This is a genomic window from Chryseobacterium sp. CH21 (assembly GCF_004119445.1).
Classification (GTDB): domain Bacteria; phylum Bacteroidota; class Bacteroidia; order Flavobacteriales; family Weeksellaceae; genus Chryseobacterium.
In genome coordinates, this window is sequence record NZ_QICI01000018.1 from 1 (window position 1) to 17,852 (window position 17,852).

Annotated in this window: 17 protein-coding genes; 7 read left to right on the plus strand and 10 right to left on the minus strand. The window is 36.0% G+C overall.

Annotation, left to right across the window (positions count from 1 at the left end; translation table 11 throughout):
- The first annotated feature begins 102 nt into the window (after positions 1 to 102).
- From BOQ62_RS02160 to nhaA, 4 genes are all read left to right on the plus strand, one after another.
- The gene (locus BOQ62_RS02160; RefSeq protein WP_129036772.1) at positions 103 to 564 is read left to right on the plus strand and encodes a hypothetical protein; all 462 of its coding nucleotides are present in this window, start codon (positions 103 to 105) and stop codon (positions 562 to 564) included.
- 293 nt (positions 565 to 857) lie between these two features.
- Positions 858 to 1,223 carry a hypothetical protein gene (locus tag BOQ62_RS02165; protein ID WP_129036773.1) on the plus strand — a complete coding sequence of 122 codons (366 nt, stop codon included), beginning with the start codon at positions 858 to 860 and terminating at the stop codon, positions 1,221 to 1,223.
- A gap of 108 nt (positions 1,224 to 1,331) precedes the next feature.
- Positions 1,332 to 3,542 carry a RelA/SpoT family protein gene (locus BOQ62_RS02170; RefSeq protein ID WP_129036774.1) on the plus strand — a complete coding sequence of 737 codons (2,211 nt, stop codon included), beginning with the start codon at positions 1,332 to 1,334 and terminating at the stop codon, positions 3,540 to 3,542.
- 2 nt (positions 3,543 to 3,544) lie between these two features.
- A complete protein-coding gene (nhaA, locus tag BOQ62_RS02175) occupies positions 3,545 to 4,723 on the plus strand; it encodes a Na+/H+ antiporter NhaA (protein WP_129036775.1) in 1,179 nt (392 codons plus the stop codon).
- Here nhaA and BOQ62_RS02180 read toward each other — a convergent pair.
- Positions 4,720 to 5,733: a YihY/virulence factor BrkB family protein gene (locus BOQ62_RS02180; RefSeq protein WP_129036776.1), complete on the minus strand. Its 1,014-nt coding sequence runs from the start codon at positions 5,731 to 5,733 to the stop codon at positions 4,720 to 4,722. The two genes, nhaA and BOQ62_RS02180, sit on opposite strands and share 4 nt — an antisense overlap.
- A 343-nt stretch (positions 5,734 to 6,076) precedes the next feature.
- Here BOQ62_RS02180 and BOQ62_RS02185 point away from each other — a divergent pair, with 343 nt between their 5' ends.
- Positions 6,077 to 6,550, plus strand: coding sequence for a 23S rRNA (pseudouridine(1915)-N(3))-methyltransferase RlmH (locus BOQ62_RS02185; protein WP_129036777.1), 474 nt, complete (start codon positions 6,077 to 6,079; stop codon positions 6,548 to 6,550).
- A 73-nt stretch (positions 6,551 to 6,623) separates the two neighbouring features.
- Here the strand turns inward: BOQ62_RS02185 and BOQ62_RS02190 are convergent, their stop codons facing one another.
- The 4 genes from BOQ62_RS02190 to BOQ62_RS02205 form a co-directional block, all read right to left on the minus strand.
- Positions 6,624 to 7,076, minus strand: a complete 453-nt coding sequence (locus BOQ62_RS02190; RefSeq protein ID WP_129036778.1) for a tRNA (cytidine(34)-2'-O)-methyltransferase — start codon at positions 7,074 to 7,076, stop codon at positions 6,624 to 6,626.
- A gap of 68 nt (positions 7,077 to 7,144) precedes the next feature.
- Positions 7,145 to 7,957: a tetratricopeptide repeat protein gene (locus BOQ62_RS02195; protein WP_129036779.1), complete on the minus strand. Its 813-nt coding sequence runs from the start codon at positions 7,955 to 7,957 to the stop codon at positions 7,145 to 7,147.
- On the minus strand, positions 7,954 to 8,520 hold the full coding sequence (locus tag BOQ62_RS02200; RefSeq protein ID WP_129036780.1) for a phosphatase PAP2 family protein: 567 nt from the start codon (positions 8,518 to 8,520) through the stop codon (positions 7,954 to 7,956). The genes BOQ62_RS02195 and BOQ62_RS02200 overlap by 4 nt, the downstream gene beginning before the upstream one ends.
- A 2-nt stretch (positions 8,521 to 8,522) precedes the next feature.
- A complete protein-coding gene (locus BOQ62_RS02205; protein ID WP_105701607.1) occupies positions 8,523 to 8,864 on the minus strand; it encodes a twin-arginine translocase TatA/TatE family subunit in 342 nt (113 codons plus the stop codon).
- 360 nt (positions 8,865 to 9,224) lie between these two features.
- Here BOQ62_RS02205 and BOQ62_RS02210 point away from each other — a divergent pair, with 360 nt between their 5' ends.
- The gene (locus BOQ62_RS02210) at positions 9,225 to 10,172 is read left to right on the plus strand and encodes a hypothetical protein (RefSeq protein WP_129036781.1); all 948 of its coding nucleotides are present in this window, start codon (positions 9,225 to 9,227) and stop codon (positions 10,170 to 10,172) included.
- A gap of 94 nt (positions 10,173 to 10,266) precedes the next feature.
- Here BOQ62_RS02210 and BOQ62_RS02215 read toward each other — a convergent pair whose 3' ends face one another.
- From BOQ62_RS02215 to BOQ62_RS02230, 4 genes are all read right to left on the minus strand, one after another.
- Positions 10,267 to 11,067, minus strand: coding sequence for an arylamine N-acetyltransferase family protein (locus BOQ62_RS02215; RefSeq protein WP_129036782.1), 801 nt, complete (start codon positions 11,065 to 11,067; stop codon positions 10,267 to 10,269).
- A gap of 105 nt (positions 11,068 to 11,172) precedes the next feature.
- A complete protein-coding gene (locus BOQ62_RS02220) occupies positions 11,173 to 12,426 on the minus strand; it encodes a TCR/Tet family MFS transporter (RefSeq protein ID WP_129036783.1) in 1,254 nt (417 codons plus the stop codon).
- A gap of 161 nt (positions 12,427 to 12,587) precedes the next feature.
- Positions 12,588 to 13,778, minus strand: a complete 1,191-nt coding sequence (locus tag BOQ62_RS02225; protein ID WP_129036784.1) for a hypothetical protein — start codon at positions 13,776 to 13,778, stop codon at positions 12,588 to 12,590.
- Positions 13,779 to 13,925: 147 nt separating this feature from the next.
- Complete coding sequence (locus BOQ62_RS02230; protein ID WP_129036785.1) at positions 13,926 to 14,309, minus strand: hypothetical protein; 384 nt, start codon at positions 14,307 to 14,309, stop codon at positions 13,926 to 13,928.
- On the opposite strand from BOQ62_RS02230, the gene BOQ62_RS22315 reads away from it, so the two are divergent.
- Positions 14,296 to 14,439, plus strand: coding sequence for a hypothetical protein (locus BOQ62_RS22315; protein WP_164976660.1), 144 nt, complete (start codon positions 14,296 to 14,298; stop codon positions 14,437 to 14,439). The two genes, BOQ62_RS02230 and BOQ62_RS22315, sit on opposite strands and share 14 nt — an antisense overlap.
- Before the next feature lie 501 nt (positions 14,440 to 14,940).
- Here the strand turns inward: BOQ62_RS22315 and secD are convergent.
- On the minus strand, positions 14,941 to 17,850 hold the full coding sequence (gene secD, locus BOQ62_RS02235) for a protein translocase subunit SecD (RefSeq protein WP_129036786.1): 2,910 nt from the start codon (positions 17,848 to 17,850) through the stop codon (positions 14,941 to 14,943).
- Positions 17,851 to 17,852: the final 2 nt, after the last annotated feature.

The window sequence follows — 17,852 nt, forward strand, 5'->3', positions numbered from 1 at the left end:
AGACAAATATATAACCAACAAAAATTAGTAAATTTATAAACCGAAAATCCTCCTTAAGGATTTAAACCAAAATGTCTAAGTTGGTTTGAAGACGTACATTTAATGTACTACTACATTGTTGGTAGTCTCAAAATAACTATTAATGAGAGCGAATTGTTTTTTGAGTGGAAAAAAAAGTTTATGTTTAATTATAATCCTATTAAATCCATTAAAATTAATGATATAAAAACTATTGTTTTAGATGAAGAAAGACTTCTAAGAAAAATAAAGACAGATGATACTGTAATTCATATCAATAATTCTAAAATTAAGTCTGAAGATGCAGAAAAATTTATTAGTAGATTGAAAAATGATATTAAAATAATAGATAGTTGGGATGAATTTGCTGAAAAAGGATATTTAAGGTTAGCATATAGAATAAATTCAATAATACTCATTATATCAATTATCATTACTATAATTTTTACAATGTTAAAAGGTTTTAATCCTGTCTCATTATCTGTTTTGTTATTATTTATACCACAACTGATTTTATATCAAAAACAAATGAAAGATAAAAACTAATAGGTAATTTTTCAAAATGTGATCAAATTTCAAAAATACAATATATAAATTAGAATTAAAATAGATTAAAACTCACTATTCTTTCTAAAAATCAATAATATACTCGAACTTTCAATCATTAAAAGCAACAATTACTCAATTGCCAAAATCAAACACCCGTTAAATAATTATTCTTAACTATTATCATTTTCTATTGAAAACAGAATGTTAATTAACAAATTTTATTACCTCAAACGCAATAATAATCAGAAAATTATTACTAACTTTAAACAGAACTTTAAAACCAATTAACTATGTCACATATATTAGCTGGAGTATTTGGTCATCACAGCGACTACAAAAAACTGGAAAGTGATCTGGAAAATTCAGGATTCGGAACTTCAGATTACATTGTATACCTTAACGATGGTTCCGGTAATTCCCAATATTTGGCAAGTGTTACCGTAAATGATCTTAATCAGATAGACCTTGCACGGACTGCATTTGTTCAGAATGCAGCATTGAAATCCTATTTATTTGAAAACATGAAGATCAATGAAACCAATTATGATACCATCAAAAGGTATATTGACGCAAGAAACAGAGCTGAAATCCACAGCAGTCCCGAAATTAAGATTAAAACGTCAAGTGACGGTATGAATTCTGAAGTGAAATTCTAACGATATAAAATCTAATAGCCGGAGATCCGCAGTGCATACTGCGGATCTTTTATGTTTGAAAAAACTAAAAAATTTCGTATTTTCGTCTTATTATAGGCATGTGCACAAATGAGTTACGATTTAGAACAAGAGAATAAGGAGATCCTTGCAAGATATAAGGATCTGATTTCTAACACATACAGAACACTGGATGAGGAAAATAATAAGCTCATCCGAAAGGCATTCGATATCGCGCTGGATGCCCACAAGGATCAAAGGAGAAAATCCGGCGAGCCTTACATCTACCACCCTATTGCTGTTGCTAAAATTGTAGCAACAGAGATTGGTTTGGGAGCAACTTCTATTGCCTGTGCACTTTTGCATGACGTGATTGAAGATTCTGATTATACCTACGAAGATCTGAAGAAAATCTTCGGTGAAAAGATTGCCAGTATCGTGAATGGATTGACCAAAATATCCATCATGAATCATCAGAATATTTCTGTACAGTCTGAAAATTACAGAAAACTGTTGTTGACGCTATCCGAAGATTTCAGGGTTATTCTGATCAAAATTGCAGACCGCCTTCATAATATGAGAACGCTGGAAAGCATGGCTCCGGATAAGCAGAAAAAAATTGCCTCAGAAACGGTTTATATCTATGCTCCGATGGCTCACCGTCTTGGATTGTACAACATCAAATCTGAGCTGGAAGATCTTTCCTTAAAATATAACAGCCCCGAAGTATACAATGAAATCACGGAAAAATTGGAACTTGCCAAAGAAAATCGTGAAAGATATATTAATGAATTTACCAAAGAAGTATCAGAAAGGCTTAACGAAGAAGGTTTAAACTTTAAGATCAAAGGCCGTGCAAAAGCCATCTCCTCCATTTACAGAAAGATGCTGAAACAGGGAGTTTCCTTTGAGGAAGTTTTTGACAACTACGCCATCAGGATTATTTATAAATCGGATGCAAAAAATGAAAAATTTCTTGCCTGGAAGATCTACTCTATCGTTACGGATGTATACCACAGTAACCCTTCAAGAATGCGTGACTGGATTACACAGCCCCGTTCTACAGGATATGAAAGTTTACACTTAACGGTTTTAGGACCAGACAGAAAATGGATTGAAGTACAGATCCGTTCAGAAAGAATGGACGAAATTGCTGAAAAAGGAGTTGCCGCTCATTATAAATATAAAGAAGGATATAAACAGAGTTCTGATGACAGAAACTTTGAAAGATGGGTAACAGAAATCCGTGAAGTACTGGAGCAGCAGCAAAACCTTTCTACTTCGGAACTTTTGGATAATATTAAGCTTAATTTATATTCCAAAGAAGTATTTGTCTTTACCCCGAAAGGAGAGATTAAAATTCTGCCAACCAATGCTACCGCTCTGGATTTTGCATTCTCTGTCCATTCTGATTTGGGAATGAAATGTCTGGGAGCAAAAATCAACGGAAAATTGGTTCCAATTTCCTATATCCTTCAAAACGGAGATCAGGTAGATATTCTTTCTTCACAGAATCAGAAACCAAAATCTGACTGGCTGGAATTCGTAGTGACTTCGAAAGCCAAATCCAAGATTAAAAGTTATCTGAACTCTCAGAAAAACCAATTGGTTGAAGAAGGAAAAGAAATCCTGCAGAGAAAACTTCGTCATGCAAAAATCAATTTCAATGATGAGGAAATTAATAAACTTCAAAAGTTCTTTAATTTAAAATCTTCACAAGAGCTTTTCCTTAAATTCCAAAGTAACGAATTGGATGTAAGCAGCCTGAGAAAATATATTGAAAGTAAAAACGTATTCAATAACTTACTTTCAAGATTCAGAAAATCACCTAATAAGAGTCAGCATTTCGAAGAACATAAAGAGGAAAACCTTGATATGATTGTCTTTGGAAAAGATGAAGAAAAGCTGAATTACAGCTATGCAAAATGCTGTACAGTGATTCCTGGAGACAAAATTTTTGGATTCATTACCATCTCAGACGGGATTAAAGTTCATAGCGACACCTGTCCGAATGCTATCAATCTGAGAGCACAGTATGACTACCGTGTTATCCCTGCCAAATGGGTAAATGCAGAAAGCTTCAAAAACAGAGTAAAAATTGAAATTGAAGGACTTGACAGAATGGGGATGATTAATGATATCACAACTGTCATCAGTGGAAGTATGGGAATGGATATGAAGAGCATGTCTATTGAATCCAACAATGGTGTTTTCACAGGAAATATCAATCTCGAAGTCAAAAACAAAGGTCAGTTGGAAGAGACCTTTAAAAAACTTAAAAATATTAATGGTGTTTCAAGAGTGAGACGACTACAATCATAAACATGAATTTATCTCTTTATTTTAAAAAATTTTTCAATAACAGCCAGTCCTCAGGAATTATTCTTATTTTCTGTGTGCTTATTTCATTACTAATTGCCAACTCTTCTGCTGCAGAGAATTTTCAGCATTTTTTAGACACAGAAGTGGGCACTCACCTTTTCGGATTGGAATATCCTGTCAGCATCTGGATCAACGATGGATTAATGGCTGTATTTTTCCTTCTGGTGGGTCTTGAAATAAAACGTGAACTTGTAGAAGGTGAGCTTTCATCTTTTAAAAATGCCTCCCTTCCTATTTTTGCTGCGGTAGGCGGAATGCTTGTTCCGGCTGTTATCTACAGTATTTTCAACACAGGTACAGAATACAGCAACGGCTGGGGAATTCCTATGGCTACAGATATTGCTTTCTCGCTCGCTATTATTTCGATGTTGGGTAAAAAAATCCCGAATTCCATCAAAATATTCTTGGCAGCACTGGCTATTGTAGACGATCTGGGTGCTATCCTTGTAATTGCCATTTTTTACACTGAACAAATTCATTGGACCTATCTTTTATTGTCTTTTGGAGTGACTGCCCTGCTGTTTATTTTAAACTTTTTAAAAGTAACCAAAACGATATTTTATATCATTCCGGGATTGTTTCTATGGTATTTCCTTCATCATTCCGGAATTCATGCAACGATAGCTGGCGTTTTATTGGCCTTTTCCATTCCTACCAATGCTTCCAATGTAGAAATTTCGCCATTGGAAAAACTGGAGCATCAGCTTCATATTCCGGTAAGTTTTCTGATCATGCCAATATTTGCTTTAACCAATACCAATATCACTTTTTCCAGTGACATGGTGGCTGGTCTTACCAGTACATTAGGACTGGGTATTATTTGTGGTTTGATATTAGGAAAGCTGATCGGAATCAATCTGTTCTCACTGATCGCTATCAAATTAAAGCTCAGTTCTCTGCCTCAAAACAGCAACTGGCTTCAAATGATTGGGGTTGGTTTGTTGGCCGGAATCGGATTTACGATGTCTATTTTCATTGCATTGCTTTCCTTTAAAGGCGAACTTCATATTCAGGACGAAGCAAAGTTTGCTATTTTGATTGCTTCTTTTGTGGCAGCCATTGCTGGATTTCTCATATTGAGTGCCAGTTCAAAAGAAAACCCTGATCTGGAAGAGAATTAATCTTTCTTCCGGTTTTCAAATTTTCTTCTATGTTCCTCATCGCCATCAAAATCGGGTTCTGCAATCAGAGTGTGATAGTGCATTGTTTCTTTCTGAATTTCATCAGACAGCAGTTTCTCTATTCTGAGTTTTCTGATAGCCATATTGAGTTCGTTTCCGAATAAAAGGAGATATACATTCACATTCACCCAAACCATCAGCAGAATCATACTTCCGATGGATCCATAGAGTACATTATATCTTGCAATATCCTTTACATAAATGGCAAAGATATAAGTAGTCACCACAAACAGAACAGTCGTTAGAATAGCTCCCGGAACGGCCTGACGGAATCTGGTAATTTTTACCGTTCCCAACCAGTAAAATAAACTAAGAAGTATAAAATAAAAAAGAGGAAAAGAAACAAATCCGATGATACTTGAGAGATTATCTACAAGCCATGTAATATCATAAGCCGGCGTAAAGAGTTTCATAACAACCTCAACATAGTATACCCCGAAAAGGGCTAGAAAAACAATGGTAATAAAACCTATTGTAATAAAGAACGAAAGAATAAACTCCTTTACATCGCTCAGCTTTTCATCTGAATTTTCATTAAAACCATTGATCAGGGAAAAAGTACCATTGGTAGCAAAAACAAGCGCCAGAACGATCGTAAGATTGCTGATCCCTCTCATATTCGGGATAATATTGTTCTCGATATACCCTCTTACATCACCCTCCATATTGGAAGGAAAAACATTATGCATCAATACGTCAAAAATATAGAACTGCAGCTTGTCATAATGCGGCATATAAGGCAAAACAGAAAGTAAGAATAGAATAAAAGGAAACAAACTTATGGTAAAGCTCCAGGAAATAGCCGCCGCTTTTCTTCCTATTTTTCCTTTGAAAATACCTGAAATATAGATCTGAAACATCTGCCAAAGCGATATTCCCAAAACAGGAATATGGATGCTGTCAAAAAACTCTTGAATTTTCAAAATAAATCTGGGAACCTTTACACTCATCGATTTGGATGTCTTTATACAAATGTAGGGGAATTAAATTAAATAGGGAAAAGATAGGTGAGAGATGTTAGGTGGCAGATTGTAGGGATTAGGGGTTTTGAGTTTAATGTTCAGGGGTTAAAGTTTAAGGTTATGATTGACTAGGAATAAAAGCCACCCACAATTGATACCTCGCAACTCTCAACCAGAAACTCATAACTAAATAACCTCGCAACTAATATAACTTGCAACTCGAATCCCGAAACCTGCAACTTGCAACAAATAACCTCGCAATTCGCAACAAAAGAAACCAGCAACAAATTAACCGCGAAACCCCTATCTTTGCACTCTGAAACTTCTTACAATGCGAATCAGTTTACTTTGTATCGGTAAAACAGACGATAAGGAAATTACGTCTTTGATCAATTATTATCTCAACCGTTTACCCAAACACTGGAATTTTGAAATTACCGAAATACCGGATGTTAAAAATGCCAAAAACCTATCTTCTGATCTTCTTAAAAAAGAGGAAGCCAAGTTATTCTTAAACCATATTGATAAAAATGATCTGGTCATTATTCTTGATGAAAAAGGAAAACAGTTTACCAGTCGTGAATTTTCTCAAAAAATTGATATCTGGATGAATTCTTCTGTGAAAAAAGTACATATTCTGATTGGAGGAGCTTATGGCTTTTCTGAAGAAATTTACAGCAGAGCGAATGAAAAAATGTCTTTATCCAAAATGACTTTTACCCATCAGATGATCCGCCTTTTTATTGTGGAACAGCTTTACCGAGCTGATCAGATTTTACAGGGGAAACCTTATCATAACGATTAAAAACAAAACCCTTCTGAGCTCAGAAGGGTTTATATTTCTATAGGCTTTCGAGCCTTTTGTTTATCAGAATTGATTATTTCATGCCGATCTGTCTCTTTGCTTCCCCTATTACAAAAGCAACGGAATTGGCAATATTAAAACTCCTGATAAGCTTCGACATAGGAATGGTTAAATGGTTTTCAAAACGATCCAACACCTCTTTACTCAGCCCTACACTCTCCTTTCCGAAAACCAGCCAGTCACCATCCTGAAAATCAGTTTCCAGATATGACTTTTCAGCATGTGAGCTCATTAGAAAAACACGTGACATATCTGGAATGGTATTAACCCATTCATCTACATCTGCATATTCAGTAACATCGAGATGCACCCAATAATCTAATCCGGAACGTTTCAGATTTTTATCATTAATTACAAATCCAAACGGATGAATCAGGTGTAACCTGCTTTCGGTTCCTACACATAATCTTCCGATATTTCCTGTATTATTAGGGATTTCAGGTTCTACAAGAACAATATTCAACATCTTTCTATCTCTTTATTCGTTTTTTTAGTATGGATTTATTTAAATGATCTGGATAGGATTTTTTCAATTTATTTTTTTACACATTTAGCATAAACATCGGTCAACACAGCTTTTTCATACCCCAGGGCTACTGCTTTATCAAGGTTTTCACAACCTTCTTTAAGTTTGGAAGTATCAAATAGAATCATCGCCTTACTCACATAAGATTGTGCAAATTTAGGATCTATAGAAATCGCTTTATTTGCATCTGTAAGTGCTTCCTTATATTTTTTCATTTTAAAATAAACATCTGCCCGGCCATTGTAAAGCAGTGATTCCGGTTTTTCTGCAAGAAGTTGATTATAATCTTTTAAAGCTCCGTCAAGGTCACCATTATTCTTTTTGAGATTGGCCAATCCTGTCTTTGCAAAAAGATTATCAGGAGCAAAAGTTAAAATCTGATTAAGGTCTTTGATAGCAAGTTCTTTTTTTCCCTGACTGTCATAAATTTTGGAACGTGTAAGATATAAATCCGGAGTTTCAGCATTCACCTGAAGTCCTTTTTCTATATATTCCAGCGCTTTTACCTTATTTCCTTTCTGACTGTAAAGCGAAGAAAGATTGGCATAAACGGAAACCGACAATGGATTTGCTTTCAAGGCAGATTCATAGGATTTAAAAGCCTGAGTGGTCTTTCCAAGTCTTCTCTGAGATGTTCCGAGATAATCGTAATACTCTGATTGAAATTTTTGGATCTGTTCTTTTTCTGCCAGTTTTAAATACTGTTCTTCAGCACATTTATAATCGGCTTTGTTAAAACATTCTTCAGCCAGTTTTTTATCCTGGGCATAGAAATTAAGGGAAATACTGAGGGAAATTACTAGTAATACATTTTTTTTCATGAGGTTATAGATTGTTTATTGATCACTTTTTTGGCGAGTGCACCAAATATCACTCCCAATAAAGATCCAACAAACGCCCCCACCAAAATATCTATCGGGAAATGCACTCCTAAATATATTCGGCTGTAGGAAACCACTATAGCCCATACAAATATAGCATATGGAAACCATTTAAGTTTATTTTTCAATAAAATACTTAAAAAAGAAGCCAAAAAGAAGGTATTGGAAGCATGGGCAGAATAAAACCCAAACTGTCCACCGCATTTCACGATTCTCATATGATGTTCCAAAGTAGGATCATGACAAGGTCTCAGCCTTGCCACACCATATTTAAAAACACTAGCCAACTGGTCAGAAACTGTTGCACCAATAGCCAAAAATACAAGGATAAAAACTAAAGATCTTAGTTTATAACTTTTGTATAAAAAATAAAGAAATATAATATAAAGTGGCACCCAGATCCAGGTACTGGAAATCAGCATCCAAAACTGGTCGAAAGATGAATCGCCCAAATTATTAAGGTAAAGAAATACCTTCTTATCTTCCTGAATAATCTCCTCCATGATTATCTGCTTACTGGTCCTTCGTAAGTATCATCATCTGCCGGCTTTGGTTTCGGAGGTTCATTAGAAGCAACGGAAGAAGGCTCCGTAAGAATATCTTTTTTGATATCATTCATTGGGTTGAAATCTTTTGCTGCATCTTTTACCTTTTCAATCTCACGCTTGATTTCGGAAACAGGGTTATCTGTTTCCTTCATGATTTCAGTTTTGATATCTTCTACTGCTCCACGCATTTTTCTTACGCCTGCACCTAAGTCACGCGCAATCTGTGGCAGTTTATCCGGGCCGAATAATACAACGATTGCAATGGCAATGAGTGCCATTTCTCCAATGCTTAATTCCATGGTGTAAAATTACAAAAGTTTATTGCATTTATGGACTGTAAACTAAAAATTTAAACAAATTTTAAGATTTTATAAATGTTGTACAAGTTCAAGAGGTTATTTGTTGCGAGTTGCAAGTTTATTTTACTTCGGAGTAAGTGTTGCAGTTTTATTTTGTTGCGGGTTACCTACAGCCTTAAGCCCTGACCTTGAATCTTAAACTTTAATCCTTAAACTCTCAAACTCACTCCCTAATCTCCATTACCTAATTCCTGCTACCACCTCCTCCTACCTATTAATTAACAAATAATTAATTCAAAATAATGAGAATTACGCAGTAATTTTGTATATTTATAATACACAACCAAATAAATATTAAATATGAAAAGACTTTTGACTACTTTTAAAGTTTTCGCTGTATTATCGGTATTGGCACTCCAAAGCTGTCATGACGAAAACAACGAAATGAATCAACAGGAAACTGCTCAGGCTAAAGTAACTGCAGATGATCTAAAAAAAGAAATTACTCCTCTACCCTCACAGGCTATCCCTGATGCTGTTCAACTTCAACTGAATGAATCCGGAAAAAACCTGGAAGCCTATCTGAAAAATGATTTACAAATTGCCGGAGTAACTGTATTGGGAAAAATTTCAACCCAGAAAGGGATTGAGCTTTCCAAAAGCCTGATTACCGATAAAGATCAATTCATTGCATCCGGAAACATTATGGAGCCTTCTTCCGTAAAAATCGGAAAAATTGGTAATCTGTATACTGGTGAAGACCTTACAACAGCGCAGCAAGGATTAACAGAAGCCATCACTGAAGAAATAAAATCCGGCCCCCATGTTATGGAAATAACATGGAACAGCAAAAACGGGAAATTTACCACTGTATGTTTTTACAGTGATTCAGGAATTATCTGGGATAATATTCTCGGAGGTCTTATTATGATGGATACCCGTGGAAATTCGGAAGCTTCTAACAATCAGGCAGCAAAAGTGGTTTCTACATGGTACAAACAATGGTGGACAGCTAATTGGCTATGGGGATCTAAGAGAGGAGAAGCAGGGTACCAGATTACGATTTATTATTCCGGTTCTACGGTTTCTAACGCCGACGTAAGTGACTGGGGATATATCAGTTTAGGAAAAGCAAAAAGTGAGAGCAAAATCACAAAGAAAACCGGCGCTTACGGACAATGCCGTTATGCATTAGGACTTTGTACTCCTACCGGTTCTTTAAGTTTTAACTCCAGTAATTTCTCTGTGTCATTCTCAGGATTGGGCAGCAATGTTGTAAGTAACGGGACAAAATCCCTATATCCATAATTATTTTCATAAAAATCTGATTTTAAAAGAAACGGGAAGCTCGCTGAGCTTCCCGTTTTTTATTGTTCAAGGTAATATTCTTCGTTAAGCTTTTTCAAATCGCTGCTTTTGATTTCAAGGCTTCGATAGCATTTTCCTTTAATCCAAAAGTGTGCATCAGTATTTCATACAACTGCATATCATTTTCTATCGATATGGATTCTTTTGCACCATTGTCAGACCGGATATTTAAAACACCGTCTGTGTAGGTATATCGGGCATTTTCATCTACTTTTGAAAGAATCAGTTTGTTCTTAAAATGAGAACCAGGATGTGTAGACAAATACCAGTTGGAAATATCAAGATCAATAGGTTCTACATGTTCAGGGATGAAGCGATAGACCGGAAGCCACTGCTCTTTCCACATCCAAAGCGTATAAGTTTCTTCTTTGTGAGAAACTTTAAATATTCCATTAGGTGTTTGCTGCTGGTTTTCCTCATTTAAAAGTATAGGAGCCGTAAGGGTTGCTGTTCCAAATCCGCAGTCTACCAAATATTTTTTTCCTTCAAAATCAACAATTAGCAAGAGATGAGTCTGTGCAGCAATGCTGTCTTCCTGTCTTCCCCACACTACTCTTCCGAGCTGAAGTTTTACATTGAATCCTAACGATTTTAAAACTTCACTTAAAAGCAGGTTTTGTTCATAGCAATATCCGCCTCTGGATTCTGTAACCAGTTTTCTAAAGACATCTTCTACGTTCAAAGAAGGAACCGTTCCTGTATAAGAGTCTATATTTTCAAAAGGAATATATTTGGGATGAAGCTGATGTATTTTTCTCAACGTTTCCATATTCAATTCCGGAGTTCCGGAGAAATGAATCCGTTCGAAATACTTTCCCAGGTCTGATGTATTCATAATTTGTTTTTTGGTTTCAAAAGTGGGTAAAAACTACTTCTGTAAAATTATTGAATAGATTGAACCCGGAACAGCATATATGTTTGGAATAGAACAAATCTATTGTTAATGAAAGTCTTTTTTCGAGGTTATATCCACTACATCTTTTCCTTTTTTCTGAAAAGCAGAATACGTAATCACAACACTGATTGCCATTAAGACAAACGCTAAAAAGAAAGGTGCACCGGAAAACTTGAATGGTGCTTCATCATGCGTAAAATAATAGAACAGGTTCGTCATCATTGGAGGTCCGATAATAGACGTCGCACTCATTAAACTTGTCAACGCTCCCTGAAGCTCTCCCTGCTCATTGGAGGGAACGCTTTTTGTAATAACAGACTGCAACGCCGGACCACAAACTCCCCCTAAACAGTAAGGCACCAAAAACACAAACATCATCCATCCTTCAGATGCAAAAGCAAATAACAGCATTCCTACAGCATACAAAGCCAGTCCATAATAAATACTTTTCTGTTCTCCCAATCTCGGAGTTGTATATCGGATAAGTCCTCCTTGTACAAGGCCTACTAATAATCCTACTACTCCCAATGAGATTCCTACCATTCTTTCCGTCCAGTTGAATTTATACATAGTGAAGAAGCTCCAGTTACTCTGTACAGCATGACCCGCAATATAAATTAATATCAATGAAGCTATCAATCCGGAGATTTCAGGGTGTTTACCTAAAAATTTAAATGAACCTATAGGATTGGCACGTTTCCAATCGAATTCTCTTCTTTTATCTTTATCTAAACTTTCTGGAAGAATGAAATATCCATACAGGAAATTAAGCAAACACAAACCTGCAGCTGCATAGAAAGGAACTCTGGCGCCATAATGCCCAAGAACTCCGCCCAGAACTGGACCTATAATAAATCCAAGACCAAAGGCAGCACCTATCAGTCCGAAATTCTTAGCTCTATCTTCATCTGTGGAAATATCTGCAATATAGGCACTGGCCGTGGTGACACTTGCTCCTGTAATCCCTGCAATGATTCTTCCTAAAAACAGCCACCAGATCGTGGGAGCTAGTGCAAGGAAAATATAATCTACTGCAAATCCGAAAAGAGAAATCAGAATTATGGGTCTTCGTCCGTATTTATCACTCAGGTTTCCAACAAGTGGAGAAAAAATAAATTGTGTAAATGCATAGGCAAATCCCAGCCATCCCCCATATTTTGCAGCTTCACTGATATCTGCATGAATAAGTTCCTCAATTAATTTAGGAACCACAGGAATGATGATTCCCCATCCCGTAATATCGATCAGTAAAGTAATAAATATGAAGCCTATAGCCGCTTTTTTCTTTGAATTTTCCATGATGGTGCAAAATTAATCAAATCTGGAAAATAATGATTCTAAATTGTAGTGTATTAAAGAAGTATAATATGAAATAGTAAATTAAAACATTAAAGAAAATAAAAATCCTGCTTCATACATATTTAGAAACAGGATTTTATAATTAATCGGAAAGCATTTTATTAGTTACTGTTGAGTTTTGTATAAATCATTTTGTTGGTAATAATACACTTGATCAGGCAACTTTGCTTTAAGGTCACTTTAACCACATTACTATATTGGTAAGCAGTCGTATTGCCATTCAATACAGAACGCACTCCTCTACGATAATAAGTAGTCTGAGTAACTGGAGGTGCATCATAGGTAGCAGATGTGGCATTAGTAATATTTGTAAATGTTACATTATCAGGTGAACTTTGCCACTGATATTCTGCAGAACCACTTACCTGAGCCGCCGCAGACTGGCTAAACGCTGCAGGATCATTACTGATATCCATACATACCGTCTGATCTGCTGCAATAGTGCCGGGAACATTTACAGAATTTACAAAAAGCCGTCCTACAGTAGAAATTGCCAGGAAAGAGCAAGTGTGAAAGCTAGAGTTAGCAACTACTCTGTATTGGTTATTATTAAATCCTACGGGAACATTGCTAATGGTAAGGGTGGATGAAGTAACATTGCTGTAATTGGTGCCATTCGTGAGATTAGTCCATGTGCTGCCGTTAAGGATCTGCCATTGGTACGTAATATTATCCGGTGTTTCATCTGTAGTGGTGTTATTAATCACAGCTGTCATTGTTGTAGATCCACCGGCAGCAACAGTTTTATCAGCAGGCTGCGACAGATAAGTCATAGGAGCAAGGTAATATTCTGAAAGGATATTATACACCCTCATCTGGCTGAATGAAAACCCAATACCTATTGCTTCTCCAAAAGCAAGCTGTACTTCATCCCATGCCGCCGTAGGAATCACCTTTATAATCCGGCGCTCCTGATTGTCTCCAAAATCAAAGAAGAAATGCCCGTTAATCCCTGTACGGTAGACTTCCTGACCATTGTTGTAGAACACAAAATTTCCACCATTAAAACTGGGATTAAAATTAAAACCATCGGAAGCAAAGTCAATATAGACGGGTTTATTAGCCTGAAAATCTGCTCCGGTAGTATACGTACTGCAGAAAAGTCCAGCACCAGTACCTGGCTTTAAAGAGGAAAATGAGTTGACATCTGTATCTGTCATATTATTAGGATTAGCCGCTTCTTTTCCCAATCTGAAACAGAGAAAACCACCATCGCTTGCACTTGAAGTATTGGTATCCAGTAATCTTCCACATCCGCCATTAGGCAGAGCTACCATTTCCTGAGCTGTCATTTTGTTGTATACAAAAAACATACTGCTACAAGCAAATATCTTACTATTGAATTTGTTTTCATCATCAATAATTTTTAAAGTTAGTTATACACGGAAGGATATTCATTCTGGGTAAGAATGATCATAATGACGGTATGTCACTTAAAATTATTTGATTACAAATACAATATTCACGAAAGAGCATGCTGTAGCCGTTCCAATTACATCATAGCGTAATATCCCGTTGGCATCAATGCTTACATTGTTTAAGACTGTATTATCAAAATCAGTTACATAATAATACAGATCTGTTGCATTGGCAAAGAAAGGAATTGTACCTGGAGCTCCTGTACTCGATACCTTCGGGGTAGAAAACTGAGCTTTATAAAGCTGGAATAAATCTTTTGTTCTTGCTGTACCGGTAGTAGAAGTATCAATACTAATAGAGGGCATATAAAAGAACTTCACAATATTACCACTGATCGGAATCCAGTTCGGACTGGCAGATGTTCCGATATTTTGAGCTAATGCCTGCCTTTTGAGATCATACACCAACAAACCGTTAGCTGGAGTCGGAATTGTTGTCAGATCAAAAATTCTGGGAATCAGTACACCTTTATTGGTATTGGCAACATCTAATGCGGAACTTTTATCGGGATTAGGAGTTCCGATCCCTACCTAAGAGTAAAGGGAGCTGTCAGCACTTAATGCCACAGCAATGAATAATTTTTCGGCTTTCATTTTTGTTTTGTTTGATATAAATATAAAATAATTTATCACATAAAACTCTTATTTTTTAATAATCTTTAAACAAAACAATCATATTTTAAAAAACTCTCAAAAACCCTTTATTATTCAATAATTACACACAATAAATTATTCTCCAAAATTAGACTTATTATACATAACTCTACTTTATAATAATTTTAAAAAAAATATAATTCATAAAAATATATAAGAATAATTATTACTAAACACGGCAATAAATAATTACAAATAAAAAATATATAATATAACAAGAAACTAAATATAAATCTATTCATTTAAGCCAAAAACATACAAATACATGTATGCAGATCCAAAATTTGCTTTTAAAAATTAAGATTTATCAAAAAAAAATGCTGCGGGATAAAAAAAGACCGCTTCTTTCGAAACGGTCTTTATTAATTTATTGTAGTATGTATTACTTTGAAGCAAGTTCTTCTTTCGCAGAAGTGGATTTTCCATGTACTTCTTCTTCTTTCCCTGTTTTAAGGAAATCATAAGCAATTGCAGAAGCCACAAAGATGGATGAATAAGTACCGAATCCAATACCTATTAACATCGCAAACATAAACCCTCTCAAGTTATCACCTCCGAAGATGAAAATCGCAAGGATAACCAAAATCGTAGTGAATGAGGTGTTGAATGTTCTACCCAATGTACTTGAGATAGAATCATCAAACAGACCTGCTAATGTTAAAGATTTTTTCTCTCTCAGGTATTCTCTAATTCTGTCGAAGATAATTACTGTATCGTTGATTGAGTACCCTAATACTGTAAGGATCGCAGCAATGAAATCCTGATTGATCTCCATATTGAACGGCATATACTTATGAAGCAATGAATATGCTCCTAAGATAATAACTGCATCATGGAATAGAGCAGCAACCGCTCCAAGAGAGAACTGCCATTTTCTAAATCTTATCAAAATATAGATAAAGATCATTGCTAATGCAGCTAATACGGCATAGATACCGTGAGTCTGGATATCGTCAGCAACAGAAGGTCCTACTTTCTCAGAAGAAACAATTCCCGCATGATCTTTATCAGCAGATTTGAAATCTTTCAAAGTAGTTCCTGCCGGTAGATTTGTCTTTAAACCATCGAATAATTTCTGTTCGATAATCTGGTCAGCTTTTAAAGATTCATCCTCGATAAGGTAATCTGTAGAGATCTTTAATTGTCTGTTGTTTCCGAAAGTTTTAGCTTCTACAGAAGAGTTTTTACCATCTTCTGTTTTGAATAATGCTACTAATTTATCTTCAACGTCTTCAGCTTTTACATCTTTATCAAATCTTACCACATAGTTTCTACCTCCGGTAAAGTCGATACCATATTTGAAACCGTGAGTTGCGATTGAAATGATACACACTACTGTAAGAACAGCAGAAATGATGTATGCATATTTTCTCTTTCCGATGAAATCAATCCAGGTATTTCTGAATAGGTTCTTCGTAGCCGGAGTCCAAACAGAAAGTCCTTTTCCTTTATTTAATCTTGAGAAGATCATTACTCTGGAAAGCAATACTGAAGTAAATAATGTCATTAAAATACCGATCATCAACGTCAATGCAAAACCTTTAATAGGTCCTGTTCCGAAGAAGAACAATACAACTGCCGTTAGGAAAGTCGTAGTGTGACCATCGATAATCGCATTCAATGCATGTTTGAAACCGTCTTTGTAAGCTTCAAGAATACTTTTCCCAGCGAATAATTCTTCTTTAGTTCTTTCATAAATGATAACATTCGTATCCACCGCTACTGCCATGGTAAGAACGATACCCGCGATACCTGGAAGTGTAAGCGTAAAGTCTCCCGAATCCATAATACCGAAAATATAGAATAAGTTGATCACCATTGCAATTACCGCATATACACCAGCTCCACCATAGTAGAAAATGATATAAACAATAATAATAGCAAATGCAATAATGAACGACATTAATCCTGAATCAATAGCCTCCTGGCCTAAAGATGGACCTACAACGGTAGCCTGAACTACTTTTGCACCTGCAGGCAATTTACCAGCACCTAATACGTCTACCAATTCTTTAGCTTCTTCCTGAGAGAAGTTACCAGAGATTTGAGTTCTACCGTTAGGGATAGCGTTTACAACGTTTGGAGCTGTGTACACTCTGTTATCAAGAGTTACTGCCACTGGCTTTCCAACGTTTTTCTCCGTTAAGGTTTTCCATTCTTTAGCTCCTTTAGAGTCCATCTGCATGTCTACTACTACTCTGCTTAGTTCATCGTAGCTGATATTTGCAGTTTCCACAGCACCGTCTACCGGAGCTTTTTGGTTGATGTTACCTCTGATAGCGTATAATACTAAGCTTTCAGCATCTGTAGCTTCAGGCTTGTACCCCCACATGAACTGTGTATATTTAATGTTTGACGGACGTAAAGACTGCCCAACTTTGCTGTTTAAGATTTTGTTTACAACTGCAGTATCAGATAGTTTTACGTTGGCAACACCATTTGTTCTTAATTTGTCAAGCTGTAAAAGGTTCATGAAGTTCACATTCTTTGCAACTCCCATAGAATCTCCTTTTGCAGCAACCATCGTTGTCAAAGTCTGGAAATAAGGCGCAATTTCAGGAACCTGCTGTACTTCCCAGAACTGAAGTTTTGCGGAAGTCTGAAGCATTTTCTTCACTTTATCGATGTCCTTCATACCAGGCATTTCCACAGAAATTCTAGCAGTTCCAGGTACTCTCTGAACGTTTGGCTGGATGGCTCCAAGCTTGTCAATTCTCGTTCTGATTACCTCGAAAGCTGTTCCTACAGACGCATCAATTTTTCTTTTAACAATGCTTTTCACCTGCTCATCAGGCGTGTTGTACTTCACCTCAGTAAGGGTTGTATTTCCGAAAATTTCCGGATCTGCCAACTTAAGGTTTGTTCCTTTAGCTTTGTTAACTACATCGAACTGGTCAAAAAAGTTGTCGATGTAAGGTCTTGTAGAATTCTTCTGTGCTTCATCAGTTTTGTTTAAAGCCTCAATAAGAACAGGGTTTGTAGAATAATTGGTTAAATCATTCACAAGATCTCTTTGGTTAATTTCCAAAAGAACATTGATCCCTCCTTTCAAGTCAAGACCAAGTTTCATTTCCTTGTCTTTGGCTTTAGTGTAATAAAGTTTTGTGAATCCTAAATTCAAAGTATCCTTAGAAAGTCTTGCGATTTCTTTTTGATACTTCTCCGGATTGTCTCCTGCAATAGCAGTTGCCTGCTTTTCAATTTTGCTGGCGTACCATGTTGGTAATAGCTCGTTTAAGCAAATCAACCCTAGTACAATAGCGACAATTGTAATAAGTCCTTTTCCTTGCATTT